Here is a 13,356-nt window from a genome sequence, read left to right on the forward strand (position 1 = left end):
TTTACAGACGAGGCTCGACCCGGCCTGCGCCACGCGCAGCGGCGGGCGGCAAGTCGTCACGGTAGCGGTCGCTGCGCTCGGCAGCCAGCGGTGCCTGGGTGCCGAGCTGGTCATCCTCGGCCAACTGACGCCTGGCGGCGGCGTCGGCCTGCTCACGGCGTGCGCGCGCGCGCTTTTCCAGCGGCCAGCGCAGCAGCACGAAGAGGAAGTACAGGCCGAAGGCGATCATGCCGTACATGGCGAAGTCGGACACAGCGCGCCAGGCGTTGTTGCCGACCTTGAAAGCGACATCCAGCGCAGTGATGGCGATTGCAGGGGCGAAGCTGTCCTTGACCGGGTCGACGATGGTCGGGGTCAGCAGCAGCACCGCCAGCACCACCCGTAGCGGTTCGCGCAGCCAGCGCCACATCCAGCCGGTGAGCTTGAAGCCCACCAGCAGGCAGCCCAGGGCGGCAACAGCGTAGAGGCCCCAAGCGAAGGTGTAGTCGTTCTCGGTCATGGTGTTCGTGCAAGCCAGGCAAAGAGATGCCTATGATAAACACTTTTCCGGGCGCAGACAGTGTTTGCCTGTGCCGGCCTCTTCGCGGGTAAACCCGCTCCTACCAGGGACCGCACCGACGTAGGAGCGGGTTTACCCGCGAAGAGGCCGGCACAGGCAACCCCAACCAAGAGATCTTCAATGCCAACCAAGCCCCAACCCCCGATTGCCCACGCCGACCAGGCCACCGACCCGTATGCCTGGCTGCAACAACGCGACACCCCCGAGGTACTCGCCTACCTGCAAGCCGAAAACGCCTACCAGGAAGCCTGCCTGGCCGACCAGGCAGCGTTGCGTGAGCGACTGTTCGAAGAAATCAAGGGCCGCATCCTGGAGACCGACCTGTCATTGCCGGCGCCCTGGGGCTCCTACCTGTACTACACCCGTACCACCGCCGGCGACGAATACCCGCGTCACTACCGCTGCCCACGCCCGGCCGACGACTCGAACACCGTCGATCAAAGCCAGGAGCAACTGCTGCTCGACCCCAACGCCCTGGCCAACGGCGGTTTCCTCTCCCTCGGTGCGTTCAACATCAGCCCCGACCACCGCCTGCTGGCCTACAGCCTCGACACCAGCGGCGACGAAATCTATACCCTGTATGTCAAGGATCTGGCCAGTGGCCGTGTCACCACCCTGCCCTTCGACAACTGCGACGGTAGCCTGACCTGGGCCAACGACAGCCAGACGCTGTTCTTCGCTGAGCTGGACGACACCCACCGCCCCTGGCGCCTGCGTCGCCACACCTTGGGCAGCGACGCCGCGCAAACCGTGTTCGAAGAGCCGGACGGGCGTTTTTTCCTGCACTGCTACCGCACCAGTTCCGAGCGCCAGTTGGTGCTGCTGCTGAACAGCAAGACTACCAGCGAGGCCTGGGTGCTGGACGCCGAAACCCCGCAGGCGCCGTTCACCTGCCTGGCGCCGCGTGTCGAAGGCCACGAATACTTCCCTGACCATGGCCAACTCGATGGCCAGTGGCGCTGGTTCATCCGCACCAACCAGGATGGCATCAACTTCGCCCTGTACCACGCGCCCGTCGCGCCAGTGCCAAGCCGCGAACAGTGGCAGGTGCTGGTGGCGCACCGCGACACGGTCATGCTCGAAGGCCTTAGCCTGAACGCCGATGCCCTGACCCTGAGCCTGCGCGAGGGCGGCCTGCCGATCATCGAAGTACGCCCGCAGGGCTTGCCGGCCTACCGCGTCGAACTGCCAGACGCCGCCTACAGCCTGTACGTGCAGGACAGCCTGGAATTTGCCAGCACTCGCATACGCTTGCGCTATGAAGCGCTCAACCGCCCGGCCCAGGTACGCCAGCTGGCGTTGTCCACGGGCGACCAGGTGGTGCTCAAGCAAACCCCGGTACTGGGTGCATTCGATGCCGATGACTATGTCAGTGAGCGCCTGTGGGCAACCGCAGCGGACGGCACCCAGGTCCCGATCAGCCTGGTACGCCGCCGCCAGGACCTGGGCAAGACCGTGCCCCTGTACCTGTACGGCTATGGCGCCTATGGCGAAAGCCTCGACCCCTGGTTCTCACATGCACGCCTGAGCCTGCTGGAGCGCGGCGTGGCCTTTGCCATCGCCCACGTGCGTGGTGGCGGTGAACTGGGGGAGGCCTGGTACCGTGCCGGCAAGCAGGAGCACAAGCACAACACCTTCAGCGACTTCATCGCCTGCGCCGAGCACCTGATCAGCCAGGGCGTGACTGCTGCCGACCGCCTGGCCATCAGTGGTGGCAGCGCGGGCGGCCTGCTGATCGGCGCGGTGCTCAACCTGCGCCCGGCGCTGTTCCGCTGCGCGATTGCCGAAGTGCCCTTCGTCGATGTGCTCAACACCATGCTCGACCCGGAGCTGCCGCTGACCGTGACCGAGTACGATGAATGGGGTAACCCTGAGGAGCCGGAGGTGTATGAACGGATCAAGGCTTATGCACCGTACGAGAACCTGAAAGCGCAGGCCTACCCGGCGATGCTGGTGGTGGCGGGCTACAACGACAGCCGCGTGCAATATTGGGAGGCAGCCAAATGGGTGGCGAAGTTGCGCACGCTCAAGACCGACAGCAACCTGCTGCTGCTCAAGACCGAGATGGGGGCTGGGCATGGCGGGATGAGCGGGCGGTACCAAGGGTTGAAGGATGTGGCCCTGGAGTATGCGTTCGTGTTTGGCGAGCTGGGTATTCTTTGAGATAGCGGGGGGCGCGTTGCACCCCCATCGCGACACAAGGCCGCTCCCACAGACTGGCGCGCAATCCAGTCCAACTTGTGGGAGCGGCCTTGTGTCGCGATGGGCTGCAAAGCAGCCCCAGCCCCCTCAGCTCGCACCCGTCAATCATCCTCCACAACCGGCTTCGGCGGCTCCGGCCGCAACCCGGGCAATGGCTGGTCCTTCGGCGGGCCGGGCACTGGCATCGGCGGCAACAGTGGCGCCCCCGGCTGGCTGTCGTAAGCCTTGGGCGGTGTACTCGGGGTTATCTGCGGGTATGGCGTGGGCGTAGGCGTACCCGGCGCACCAGGCACTGGCGTATTGAGACGAGGTGGCGTGCTGGCAGCTTCTGCCATGGGCAGGCCAGCCATCAACAGCGCGGTGAGGATCGCGTGAAACATCAGCAACCTCCTGTCGGGAACCTTTCTACAGGCTACGCCTAAATCAACGCTTTCGCCTGTCCGCCTGGCCTGCAAGCGCGCTAGACTCAATGGCATAACCGTCACCTGCCTGATCAGAACAAAGGAAACACCATGAGCTCCACCTCTTCTGCCGCCGCCACCGCGCGCCTCGACCGCATCCTGGCCGATGCCAAGCGCGACAAGGAAATGGGCTACCGCGACAAGGCCCTGAGAATGTACCCGCACGTTTGCGGCCGCTGCGCCCGCGAGTTCGCCGGCAAGCGCCTGAGCGAACTGACCGTGCATCACCGTGACCATAACCACGACAACAATCCTCAGGACGGCTCCAACTGGGAGCTGCTGTGCCTGTACTGCCACGACAACGAACACTCGCGCTACACCGACCAGCAGTACTTCAGCGAAGGCTCCACCAGCACCCCGAGCATTGCCAAGGCTACGCACAACCCGTTTGCCGGGCTGGCGGGCATGCTGAAGAAAGACTGACTATCGATTCGCCCCCCGCTGTTACCGGGCAGCCCGTATAATCGCGCTTTTTTCGCGAAGGGCCCCGGTACGTGGCAAACAAACGATACAGCTGCATCGGCCTGTTCAACCCCAAGTCGGCAGAAAACGTCGGCTCTGTGATGCGCGCCGCGGGCTGCTATGGCGTCAATTCGGTGTTCTACACGGGCAAACGCTATGAACGCGCACGTGACTTCGTCACCGACACCAAGCGCGTGCACTATGACATCCCGCTGATCGGCATCGACGACCTGCAGCGCATTATCCCGCTGGGCTGCACGCCAGTGGCGGTAGAGCTGGTGGAGGGCGCGCGGCCATTGCCGGATTACACCCACCCGGACCGGGCCATTTACATCTTCGGGCCAGAGGATGGCTCGTTGAGCGAAGAGGTGCGGGGATGGTGTGAAGAGACTATCTACATCCCGACCGAGGGCTGCATGAACCTGGCGGCGACGGTGAATGTGGTGCTGTATGACCGCATGGCCAAGGGGCTGAATACCCGCTCGGGGCCCAAGTTCAAATAAAAAGGCCGTGCGGCCAGGCCTGGGGCGTCAAAGGCCGGTGCAGGCGCCAGGGATTGCCTAGTGCAGCACCTTGCTCTGCAGCACATCCGAACGCCGCCCCAGCACGTTCTCGCTGATCTGCACGAAGTCCTCGGTACTGACGCTGGGCAGGCGCATCAGCCCACGCACTACATCGTCCAACGAACGTTTGGCCTGGGTGTGAATGCGGATTTCCTTGTCCAATGCCTGCAACAGCATCACGCCACGGGCCACCTGGGCCGGACTTGCGCGTTCACCCTTGAGCCGGTTGACCTTGGCGCCCTGCTTGCTCAGGCGCGCCTGCCAGACCTGGTAGCGGTCATCACTCATCCCGCCCGAGCGGCGTAGCAACTCGTTGGCGTAATAATCGGTCAGGCTCTCTACCAGCCAGTCACTGCCGTCACGCCCCTCAATCTGCGCGAACAGTTGCACCAATTCGCGCAGCAACGGGCTATTGCCGTTTTCGCTGACCATGGGCCGGGCACTGTTCAGGTACAACGAGCCCTGCGCAGCCATAGCTCCTCGCCACATGCCGTCACGCGCCCCGACCAAGAGCAGCTTGGGCGGGTTACGCGGGAACACAGCTTGTAGTTGTGGCCAGACGAATGTGAGCAAGGTCAGGCTGTCCATGCGCCGCATGCCCTGCCCCACCGGCGCGGCCACGGTCACTTCGGTCTCGCCCAGGCGCGCGCGGCGGCTGCCCAGGTCGCCGGCAAGCATCCAGCCGGTCGGGCGATCGAACAGGCGAGACACATTGTCGATGCGAAACTTCCCCTTGCCGATGCGCGGCCAGGACGTTTCGATGCTCTTCCAGCCCTCGGGCAGGTCGAAAGCCAGGCGCGCCACCAGCTCGGTACCATCCTGCTGATCGAGGCGCGCAGGGGGTATCAGCTGGTCGCCGAGGAACAATGCCCAGTGCGGGGTGATGCGTGATGAATAGGCGCCGCTGGCGAGTTTCTGGTCCAGCTGCACACGGTAGCTGAGGCTGGTCTTGCCGGCCGCCGGCTGCCATACACCACGCTGCCCCTTCAGTTGCCATTGCCCATCAGCCTGGAAGCCACTGTAGGCCCCCGCCTTGCCCAGGTCGAAGTCCAGGCTGCGCACCGCGCTGCCTTCGGCCAATGTTACGCGGACCTCGGCCTGGCCACTGGCAGGCAGCAGGCGCACCTGGTAGTGGAGGTCGACCTTTTTCGCCCAGGCCGGCGAACTGGCCATCAGGCCCAACAGCAACAACAGCTGGCAACGCATACAGAAACTCCTTGTTTCCCCGAGACAGCGGGCCGCGCCGGTCAGCTGGCGCGGAAGATCAGGTGGTCTTCCCAGTCGTCTTCGTGCACATCGTGTTCACTGAGCATACGCCCCGACTGGGAAATGCGCTGTTCATGGACCTGCTGGCGATCACCACAGACCAGGTGATGCCAGGCCGGCAAGTCTTTGCCCTCACTGACCAGACGGTAACCGCAGGTACTCGGCAACCACTTGAACTGGTCGGCCTTGCCCGGGGTAAGCTGGATGCAGTCTGGCACCTGGGCGAAACGGTTGGGGTAGTCGCTGCACTGGCACGTGTCCAGGTCCAGCAATTTGCAGGCGATGCGCGTGTAATAGACGCTGTTGTCGTCTTCGTCCTCGAGCTTTTGCAGGCAGCACAGGCCACAGCCATCGCACAGCGACTCCCACTCTTGCTGGCTGAGTTGTTCGAGGGTCTTGCGCCGCCAGAACGGCGCGTTTTCAGCGGTCATCACACAGGGTTCCTGCATTCATCTTGGGGGCCACGGCGCGCGGCGGCGCCAGTCTAGAGCCTGGGCTTCGGCAAAGCCAGACCGCTTGTCAGTCGCGACGGCACGCAGTAGCGTGCGCTTTTCCCGTCCGTTTGCAGGAGCCGCCATGAGCGCCACCCCCCGCATTGCCGATTACGCCATCAACGAGCAGTTCATCAACCGCTGGTCACCACGCGCCTTCACCGCCGAGCCGATCAGCGAAGAAACCCTGCTGAGCTTCCTCGAAGCCGCGCGCTGGGCGCCGTCGGCGTACAACTCGCAGCCTTGGCGCTTCCTGTATGCCCGCCGTGACACGCCGAACTGGGCGCGTTACCTGAGCCTGCTGGTGCCGTTCAATCGCAGCTGGGCGCAACACGCGTCGGCGCTGGTGCTGGTCATTTCGAAAACCACCTTCGCCGCCCCGGGCGCCACGGAAGAAAAACCGGCGCTGTGGCACACCTTCGACACGGGCTCTGCCTGGGGGCACCTGGCCCTGCAAGCCAGCCTCAGCGGCTGGCATACCCATGGCATGGCCGGCTTCGATCAGGACCTGGCACGTCAGGAACTGAAGATTCCTGACGGCTACGTGCTGCATGCCATGGTGGCGATCGGCAAGCTGGGGGACAAGGCCAGCCTGGATGAAGCACTGCAGGCGCGTGAAGTGCCGAGCCCGCGCAAGCCGCTGAGCGAGCTGGCTGCTGAAGGCGATTTCAGTCTGTAAGGTTTGTGTTGGCCGTGCTGGCCTCTTCGCGGGCAAGCCCGCTCCTACGGGGGATTACCACCCTGCGCTGTAGCGGGTTTACCCGCGAAGAGGCCGGTACAGGCACAACAATCAGTAGCCCCGGGCGAAATCGACTTCGCCACGCAACCCCTGACCCGCCGCATACGCTCGCACATTCTCCACAAACAGGCGCACCATCGCCGCCGGTGAGGTGGGCGCCGAGCTGTGCCCGGTCAGCAGCAAGCCCCAGGCGGTCCAGAACGGGTGTTGCTTGGGCAGCGGCTCCTGGCGGCACACATCGATCACCGCACCTGCCAGATGCCCCTCCTTCAACGCCTCAACCAGGTCGGCATCGACCACCGCCACACCACGTCCGGCATTGATGAACAAGGCCGAGGGCTGGAAGCACTTGAACAGCGCTGCGTCATACAGGTCATGAGTCGCCGGGGTATCCGGCAGCAGGTTTAGCACGTAGTCGACCTGGCCAACCATGCGCGGCAGGTCGGCCAGCGCCGCCACCTCGACGAACGGGGCCTGCGCACGGGCGCTGCTGGCAACCCCGTAAAGCTCCACGCCAAACGGCTGCAGGAACTCGGCCACACGCTGACCGATGTCGCCTACACCCACAATGAGGACCTTGCGCCCTTCCAGGCTGCACCCCGGGCGGTCGTCCCACCGCCGTTCGACCTGGCTGACCAGGCGCGACAGCACCTCACGCTCATGGCCCAGCATATAGGTGAGCATGTACTCGGCCATCACCTGCCCAAAGATGCCAACTGCGCGGCTCAGGCGGTAATCACGCGGCAGGCCGTCGGCCAGCAACGGCGTGATACCGGCCCATGTCGACTGCATCCAGTCCGGCTTGTGGCCTTGGCGCAGCAGACTGGCCAGCAAGTCCGGCTGGCCCAGCCACACCGGGCACTGCGGTGCCTGGCGAGCCAGTTCGGCAGAGTCGCCGCTGGTCAGCACTTCCAGTTCTGGCGCGGCTGTGTGCAAAAGCCCGGCGTATCGAGCATGGTCATGCTCAGCGATCAGTACGCGCATGGTCAGACGGGGTCGTTACGGCGCAGCAGCTCTTCGGGCAGGTGCTCGATGTACTCATCTTCCAGCGGCGGCATCTGCAGGTGGTAGCCTTGGCTTTCGAGGTTCTCCAGCACCTTGGTGATGTCCTCGCGGGCCAGCTTGCGCTCAGGGCTGAGCACCAGGTCGAAAGCGTGCACAGGGGTGCCGAAGAACGGCAGCAGGCCTTCGGGCACGCGCTCCAGGCCGTCAGCCTTGAGCACGTACAGGTACATTTCGTTCTTGCGTGGGCTCTTGTAGATCGAGCAAATGCGTTTCATCGGGTTTCTCCGGCACCTGCCAGGTTATCCAGCAGGGCCTGGCCCATGCGCTCACGGCGCCAGCCGCGCAGCGAATCGGGCAGTTGATAAGGGCCATTGGGGTATCCGCTCTTGAGCAGCGCTTCCAGGGTTTTCTTGCGCAGCATCAGCTCGGGCGCAATCCCCAGGCGCTCGCCTTCGGCCTGGCCGATGGCACGCAGCTGCTTGAGCAGGCCTGCAGCCTCGATCGGCAGCGGCTCGGGCAAGGGCGCTGGCCATTGCTCGGGAGGCAGGCTGGCGGCGCGCTGGATCAGTTGGATGAGGCACTCGCCGTCCTGACGAATGGTGCGCGGGTGCATCTCGTCGATCTTGGCCAAGGCCGACAGGTTGTTCGGCTGGCTTTTGGCCATGGGCCACAGCGAGTGCTCCTTGAGGATACGATTACGCGGCACATCGCGGTTGCGCGCTTCGCGCTCGCGCCAGGCGCACAGCTCACGTAGCACTGCCAGTTGTTGAGGCGCCAGCTTCCAGGCCAGCTTGACGTCGCGGTACAGGCTTTCGGGCTCGACTTCACGGCGCAACGCAGCCACCAGCTCGGCGCCGTCCTCCAGCACCCAGGCATACTTGTCGTCACTCAGCCGCGGGCGCAGCACGGTGAACAGCTCGGCCAGGTGCACGGCGTCTTCGGCAGCGTAGCTGACCTGGGTTTCCGAGAGCGGGCGTTGCAGCCAGTCGGAACGGGTTTCGCCTTTGGGCAATTCGATGCCCAGCACTTCCTGCACCAGGCGCGAGTAACCCATGGAAAAGCCCAGGTTCAGGTAACCGGCGGCCAGCTGAGTGTCGAACAGCGGCTGAGGCAGCTTGCCGGTCAGGCGCAGCAGCACTTCAAGGTCTTCGCTGCAGGCGTGCAGCACCTTGACCACACCGCTGTCTTCCAGCAGGTCGGCCAAGGGTTGCCAGTTGCCGATCAGCAACGGGTCGATCAGAAAGGCGCGTTGGCCGTCGCCGATCTGAATCAGCCCGGCTTTGGGGTAGAAAGTGTCGACCCGCATGAATTCGGTGTCGACGGCGACAAAGGGCAGCTGATGCCAGTCGCGGCAGTGTTCGGCCAGGCTCTGGTCGTCACGGATCCAGTGAATTTCGATGGCCACAAGGCTCTCCCACTAACATTGGCGCGCAGTATATACGGCGCGGGCACTGCTGGTGAAACCCGTGCCATCCTTGATATCGATAAGTGGTGCTGTTGTGTGGCAGATGGGCACCCAAGCGCGCTCCAGGTCAGCGCTTGGCCGCCAGCCAGGGCCGGCAACTGGCGAACATGTCCAGCGACTGCTGGTAGAGCTCGGTATGAACCTGCAACAGGCCAAGCATCGAGTGGAACAGGTTGTCCTGGGACAGCGGGGCATCGCTGAGCCGTGCCAGGCAGTCGGTATCGACGCCGAAGTCCTCCTTGTAGCTGTCGGAGAACCAGGTCAGCAGTGGCACGTGCTTCTGCTGCTCGGGAGCGATGGCGTAGGGCGTGCCGTGCAGGAACAGGTTGTACTCGCCCAGCGATTCGCCGTGGTCGGACAGGTAGATCATCGCCGTGTCGACCTTGTCTTGCTTGCTGCGCAGGGTATCGATGAGCGAGGCCAGCACCTTGTCGGTATAGGCAAGGGTATTGTCGTATCCGTTGATGATTTGCTCCTTGCTGCACTGGTTCAAGGCGTTGCTCTGGCACACCGGGGTGAAGCGCTCGCTATCACTGGGGTAGCGCTTGAAGTACTCGGGGCCGTGGCTGCCCATCTGGTGCAGCACCAGCACGGTGTCCTTGTCGAGGTTGTCGATCAATGCGTCCAGGCCTTGCAGCAGGATCTGGTCATGGCATTCGCCATCGGCGCACAGCTGCGGGTCCTTGAGGTTGCTGACGTCGATGAACTGCACGCGATCGCAGGTGCCTTTGCAGCCCGACTGATTGTCACGCCACTGCACGGCCAGGCCGGCACGCTGGAGGATGTCCAACAGCCCTTCGCGGTTCTTCGCTACGCGGGCATCGTAGTCCCTGCGCTTCATGCCCGAGAACATGCAAGGCACCGAAACCGCTGTTTCCGTACCACACGAGTGCACATCGGAAAACGCCAGCAGGCCCTGCTCCTTGGCGAGATTGGGCGTGGTATCGCGGTCATAGCCCAGCACGCCGAAATGGTCTGCCCGGGCACTTTCCCCGACCACCAGCACGGTCAGCGACTTGCGCTCATGTTTTTGCCAGGCAGCATCGCGCTTGGCATCTTCGCCATAGTGCTGGAACGGGCGCGAGGCCGTACCGACACGCTCGCTGACATAACCAATGGAGGCACCGACAATATTGCTGGGGGTGAGCATCAGGCGCAATTCATGGTGATTGCGAAACAGCGACGACAGCCCTTGATAATTGACCAAGGCTACCGAGCCAATGGTCACTACACAGGCACCACTGACCAGCAACTTGCCCAGCAGCTCGCGGTGCCAGGGGCGGTAGGCGATCTGCGCCTTCCACAGCAGCACCGATGGCAGCACACCCAGCAGCAGGATATACGCGGCAAACTTGAACGACATCAAGTCGCGCACTTCCGCAACATTGGTCTCGGCCATATTGCGGAACATGGCGGCGTCAACGAGTACGCCGTACTGGTTCATGAAGTAAGCCACGCCCGCGCCACTCATGAACAACACGATAAGTACCGGCTTCAATACATACCGGAAGGCAAGTAACGTAAGGATAAGATTGAAGGCGAAAAGCATCAGCACGGCAAACGCCAGGCTCAGCCACAACCCCGACAGGCCGGCAGGAACCGCCGCTTGCAGGTGCTCCCAGAGGAACATGTTGAAGCCAATCAGCAGGTAAAGACTGGCCAGCAGCGTGACCCATTCAGTCCGCAGGGATTTGAAGTTGAGCATCAGCGTTCGCAATCAAGAGTGATTATCAACCCCCAGGCCAGAAGGCACCGTGGGAAAGTTGGGCGAACTCTAGAAAGCACGTCATCAATTTTTTGTGAAAAACTCGGTAACAATTTCGTGAGGATGCGTCTTTTATCAATTATCTCAGAACCATTCAGCTGCTATTCAGCCTGGCGCGTCGTCACAAGCCTGCGTAAAGACAGCTATCCTCAAGGGTCAGGACCTTACCGACAACCCCGACAGAGGTGAAGAAATGCCAGTTCCGCACGATCTGCTCGCTGACCTGCACGTTACCGCTGATGCATTCCAGGCGCTCATTGACAAGGATCAGGACCTGTACAAACTGCACAAGGACTACAACGCCAAGGACAAGGAAGTGGTCGCCGCCGAAGGCAACGGCACCAACGACGAGGCCGTCAACCGCCTGCGCAGGGAAAGGTTGCTGATCAAGGACAAGATCGAACGGATCATTCATCCGCCCAAATCCTGACAGGCATCTATTGAATCCACCGGCCTCTTCGCGGGCAAGCCCGCTCCTACACCGATGCAGACCGTCGTAGGAGCGGGTTACCCGCGAAAGGGCCGGACCTGCTGGCCGATATCCCTGGCCGTTCACCGTTGTCGTCGCCCGCGAAGAGGCCTGCAGCCCTTACCCAGCAACCAGCGCTTTCAACGCCCCGTCCAGGTCCTCGACCAGGTCACGGTAATCCTCGATACCTACCGACAACCGCAGCAGGTTCTCGCTGATCCCCATCACCCCTTTCTGCTCTGGGCTCAGCGAGCAGTGCGACATGCTCCAGGAATGGTTGATCATGCTTTCCACCCCACCCAGCGAGTCGGCCAGCACAAAAATCTGCAGCGCCTCCACCAGGCGATTGAGCGCGGCGCGGTCGCCTTTCACTTTCATCGCCACCACCGCCCCGCCACTGCGCATCTGGCGTTTGCACAGCTCATGCTGAGGGTGGCTTTCCAGCCCTGGGTAATACACCTGCTCGACCTGCGCGTGACCTTCCAGGAAGCGCGCCACCTGCAAGGCATTGGCACATTGGCGCTCCATGCGCACATCCAGGGTTTTCAGACCGCGCAGGGCCAGGTAGCAGTCGAACGGCCCCTGCACAGCACCAATCGCCATGCTGATGCGGCGCAGGCGTGCCAGCAGCGCGTCGTTGGCTGCGACTACCACACCGCCGGTGAGGTCGGAGTGGCCACCTATGTACTTGCTGGCCGAGTGCATCACCAAGTCCACGCCCAGGGTGATCGGGCGCTGGTTCCACGGCGAGCAGAAGGTGTTGTCGATGCAGGTGAGGATGCCCTTGGCCTTGGCCAGGTCGCACACCGCCTTGATGTCGACCAGGTGCAGCAACGGGTTGGTCGGCGACTCGATCCAGATCAGCTGGGTTTCCGGCTTGATCGCAGCCGCTACGGCCTCAAGGTCGTTGAGATCGACATAGGTGGTGGTCAGCCCCGAGGTGCGGCTGCGGTAATCCTCCAGGATGCGGAACGTGCCACCGTACACGCCGTTCATCACCACCACGTGGGCATCCTTGGGCAGCAGCTCAAGCACGGTTGCGGTGGCATTGACTCCCGAGGCGCAGGCTACAGCGCCCACGCCTTCTTCCAGGGCAGCGACACAGGTTTCGTAGGCATGCCGGGTGGGGTTGCCAACGCGGCTGTAGGAATATTCCGGTTTGTCGTCCAGGCTGCGTTTGGTGAACGAACTGGCAGTGACGATGGCGGGGAAAATGGCGTTATCGGCAACGCTGAACTGCTCGCCGGCGTGAATGGTACGGGTGGCGAAATTGCGCGGCTTGTCGGACATGGTCAGGCCCATTGGCAGAATGAAAGCTGCAACTATCGCACAACGCAAATGGTCTGGCCTTGGGGTAATCTGTGAAATATTTTTCTGCACGGCCAGCGCGCGATATGGACAGTTTCGACCAGCACATTCTTACCCTGCTACAGCGTGATGCCTCTCTCTCACTGAAGGACCTGGCCGAGGCCGTCAACCTGTCCACCACACCGTGCTGGAAGCGGGTCAAGCGCCTGGAGGAAGACGGCTACATCCTCGGCCGCGTCGCCCTGCTGGACCCCGAACGGCTGGGGTTGGGGCTTACCGTGTTCGTCCAGCTCAAGACCCAGCGCCACGACAGCGCATGGCTGGAGCAGTTTGCAGCGACGGTGACCGGGTTCGAGGAAGTGATGGAGTGCTACCGCATGTCCGGGGACTGGGACTACATGCTGCGGGTGGTGGTGGGGGACATTGCGGCGTATGACCGGTTCTACAAAAAGCTGATTACCCGTACCGATGGGCTATCGAACATCACGTCCAGTTTTGCCATGGAGCAGATGAAGTACACCACGGCTTACCCGGTGCATCGCGCCTGACTGGTGCTGGATTCTTCGCGGGCTAGCCCGCGAAGAGGCCGGTACAGCCCACC

The 13,356-nt window shown here is 62.9% G+C and carries 15 protein-coding genes; 6 read left to right on the forward strand and 9 right to left on the reverse strand.

Features of this window, described 5'->3' with window-relative positions:
• Position 1 precedes the first annotated feature (1 nt).
• Entirely contained in the window at positions 2–499 is a 498-nt protein-coding gene (locus LVS58_RS13895) for an MFS transporter (RefSeq protein ID WP_233691574.1), read from the reverse strand.
• A gap of 180 nt (positions 500–679) precedes the next feature.
• On the opposite strand from LVS58_RS13895, the gene LVS58_RS13900 reads away from it, so the two are divergent.
• Positions 680–2,722: a S9 family peptidase gene (locus tag LVS58_RS13900; protein ID WP_233691575.1), complete on the forward strand. Its 2,043-nt coding sequence runs from the start codon at positions 680–682 to the stop codon at positions 2,720–2,722.
• A 140-nt stretch (positions 2,723–2,862) separates the two neighbouring features.
• Here the strand turns inward: LVS58_RS13900 and LVS58_RS13905 are convergent, their stop codons facing one another.
• The gene (locus tag LVS58_RS13905) at positions 2,863–3,141 is read right to left on the reverse strand and encodes a hypothetical protein (RefSeq protein ID WP_233691576.1); all 279 of its coding nucleotides are present in this window, start codon (positions 3,139–3,141) and stop codon (positions 2,863–2,865) included.
• A gap of 132 nt (positions 3,142–3,273) precedes the next feature.
• On the opposite strand from LVS58_RS13905, the gene LVS58_RS13910 reads away from it, so the two are divergent.
• Together LVS58_RS13910 and LVS58_RS13915 are read left to right on the forward strand one after the other, a co-directional pair.
• Positions 3,274–3,645, forward strand: coding sequence for a YajD family HNH nuclease (locus LVS58_RS13910; RefSeq protein WP_003254676.1), 372 nt, complete (start codon positions 3,274–3,276; stop codon positions 3,643–3,645).
• Between the two features lie 71 nt (positions 3,646–3,716).
• A complete protein-coding gene (locus LVS58_RS13915; protein ID WP_014590033.1) occupies positions 3,717–4,187 on the forward strand; it encodes an RNA methyltransferase in 471 nt (156 codons plus the stop codon).
• Positions 4,188–4,244: 57 nt separating this feature from the next.
• Here the strand turns inward: LVS58_RS13915 and LVS58_RS13920 are convergent, their stop codons facing one another.
• Positions 4,245–5,453 carry a hypothetical protein gene (locus LVS58_RS13920; protein ID WP_233691577.1) on the reverse strand — a complete coding sequence of 403 codons (1,209 nt, stop codon included), beginning with the start codon at positions 5,451–5,453 and terminating at the stop codon, positions 4,245–4,247.
• Positions 5,454–5,494: 41 nt separating this feature from the next.
• The gene (locus LVS58_RS13925) at positions 5,495–5,944 is read right to left on the reverse strand and encodes a YcgN family cysteine cluster protein (RefSeq protein ID WP_233691578.1); all 450 of its coding nucleotides are present in this window, start codon (positions 5,942–5,944) and stop codon (positions 5,495–5,497) included.
• A 145-nt stretch (positions 5,945–6,089) separates the two neighbouring features.
• Between LVS58_RS13925 and LVS58_RS13930 the strand changes: the two genes are divergently transcribed.
• On the forward strand, positions 6,090–6,683 hold the full coding sequence (locus tag LVS58_RS13930; RefSeq protein ID WP_233691579.1) for a nitroreductase family protein: 594 nt from the start codon (positions 6,090–6,092) through the stop codon (positions 6,681–6,683).
• A gap of 111 nt (positions 6,684–6,794) precedes the next feature.
• Here the strand turns inward: LVS58_RS13930 and LVS58_RS13935 are convergent, their stop codons facing one another.
• The 4 genes from LVS58_RS13935 to LVS58_RS13950 all read right to left on the reverse strand — a co-directional run bounded on the left by LVS58_RS13935 (position 6,795) and on the right by LVS58_RS13950 (position 10,918).
• Positions 6,795–7,727, reverse strand: coding sequence for a D-2-hydroxyacid dehydrogenase (locus tag LVS58_RS13935; protein WP_233691580.1), 933 nt, complete (start codon positions 7,725–7,727; stop codon positions 6,795–6,797).
• Positions 7,728–7,729: 2 nt separating this feature from the next.
• Positions 7,730–8,023: a YcgL domain-containing protein gene (locus tag LVS58_RS13940; RefSeq protein ID WP_003254683.1), complete on the reverse strand. Its 294-nt coding sequence runs from the start codon at positions 8,021–8,023 to the stop codon at positions 7,730–7,732.
• Positions 8,020–9,153: a ribonuclease D gene (gene rnd, locus LVS58_RS13945; RefSeq protein WP_233691581.1), complete on the reverse strand. Its 1,134-nt coding sequence runs from the start codon at positions 9,151–9,153 to the stop codon at positions 8,020–8,022. The genes LVS58_RS13940 and rnd overlap by 4 nt, the downstream gene beginning before the upstream one ends.
• 127 nt (positions 9,154–9,280) lie before the next feature.
• On the reverse strand, positions 9,281–10,918 hold the full coding sequence (locus tag LVS58_RS13950) for a phosphoethanolamine transferase (RefSeq protein ID WP_233691582.1): 1,638 nt from the start codon (positions 10,916–10,918) through the stop codon (positions 9,281–9,283).
• 253 nt (positions 10,919–11,171) lie between these two features.
• Here LVS58_RS13950 and LVS58_RS13955 point away from each other — a divergent pair, with 253 nt between their 5' ends.
• A complete protein-coding gene (locus LVS58_RS13955; protein WP_233691583.1) occupies positions 11,172–11,408 on the forward strand; it encodes a YdcH family protein in 237 nt (78 codons plus the stop codon).
• A 159-nt stretch (positions 11,409–11,567) separates the two neighbouring features.
• Here the strand turns inward: LVS58_RS13955 and LVS58_RS13960 are convergent, their stop codons facing one another.
• Positions 11,568–12,749, reverse strand: coding sequence for a trans-sulfuration enzyme family protein (locus LVS58_RS13960; RefSeq protein ID WP_233691584.1), 1,182 nt, complete (start codon positions 12,747–12,749; stop codon positions 11,568–11,570).
• Between the two features lie 92 nt (positions 12,750–12,841).
• On the opposite strand from LVS58_RS13960, the gene LVS58_RS13965 reads away from it, so the two are divergent.
• Positions 12,842–13,303 carry an Lrp/AsnC family transcriptional regulator gene (locus tag LVS58_RS13965; RefSeq protein WP_233691585.1) on the forward strand — a complete coding sequence of 154 codons (462 nt, stop codon included), beginning with the start codon at positions 12,842–12,844 and terminating at the stop codon, positions 13,301–13,303.
• The last annotated feature ends 53 nt before the right edge of the window (positions 13,304–13,356 follow it).

Source organism: Pseudomonas sp. JR33AA (genome assembly GCF_021378985.1).
Lineage (GTDB): Bacteria > Pseudomonadota > Gammaproteobacteria > Pseudomonadales > Pseudomonadaceae > Aquipseudomonas > Aquipseudomonas alloputida.

Excerpts from the sequence above, each read along its gene's own strand:
- LVS58_RS13895 (WP_233691574.1), bottom strand. The coding sequence starts at position 499 with ATGACCGAGAACGACTACACCTTCGCTTGGGGCCTCTACGCTGTTGCC.
- LVS58_RS13900 (WP_233691575.1), top strand. The coding sequence starts at position 680 with ATGCCAACCAAGCCCCAACCCCCGATTGCCCACGCCGACCAGGCCACC.
- LVS58_RS13905 (WP_233691576.1), bottom strand. The coding sequence starts at position 3,141 with ATGTTTCACGCGATCCTCACCGCGCTGTTGATGGCTGGCCTGCCCATG.
- LVS58_RS13910 (WP_003254676.1), top strand. The coding sequence starts at position 3,274 with ATGAGCTCCACCTCTTCTGCCGCCGCCACCGCGCGCCTCGACCGCATC.
- LVS58_RS13920 (WP_233691577.1), bottom strand. The coding sequence starts at position 5,453 with ATGCGTTGCCAGCTGTTGTTGCTGTTGGGCCTGATGGCCAGTTCGCCG.
- LVS58_RS13925 (WP_233691578.1), bottom strand. The coding sequence starts at position 5,944 with ATGACCGCTGAAAACGCGCCGTTCTGGCGGCGCAAGACCCTCGAACAA.
- LVS58_RS13930 (WP_233691579.1), top strand. The coding sequence starts at position 6,090 with ATGAGCGCCACCCCCCGCATTGCCGATTACGCCATCAACGAGCAGTTC.
- LVS58_RS13935 (WP_233691580.1), bottom strand. The coding sequence starts at position 7,727 with ATGCGCGTACTGATCGCTGAGCATGACCATGCTCGATACGCCGGGCTT.
- LVS58_RS13940 (WP_003254683.1), bottom strand. The coding sequence starts at position 8,023 with ATGAAACGCATTTGCTCGATCTACAAGAGCCCACGCAAGAACGAAATG.
- LVS58_RS13950 (WP_233691582.1), bottom strand. The coding sequence starts at position 10,918 with ATGCTCAACTTCAAATCCCTGCGGACTGAATGGGTCACGCTGCTGGCC.
- LVS58_RS13955 (WP_233691583.1), top strand. The coding sequence starts at position 11,172 with ATGCCAGTTCCGCACGATCTGCTCGCTGACCTGCACGTTACCGCTGAT.
- LVS58_RS13960 (WP_233691584.1), bottom strand. The coding sequence starts at position 12,749 with ATGGGCCTGACCATGTCCGACAAGCCGCGCAATTTCGCCACCCGTACC.
- LVS58_RS13965 (WP_233691585.1), top strand. The coding sequence starts at position 12,842 with ATGGACAGTTTCGACCAGCACATTCTTACCCTGCTACAGCGTGATGCC.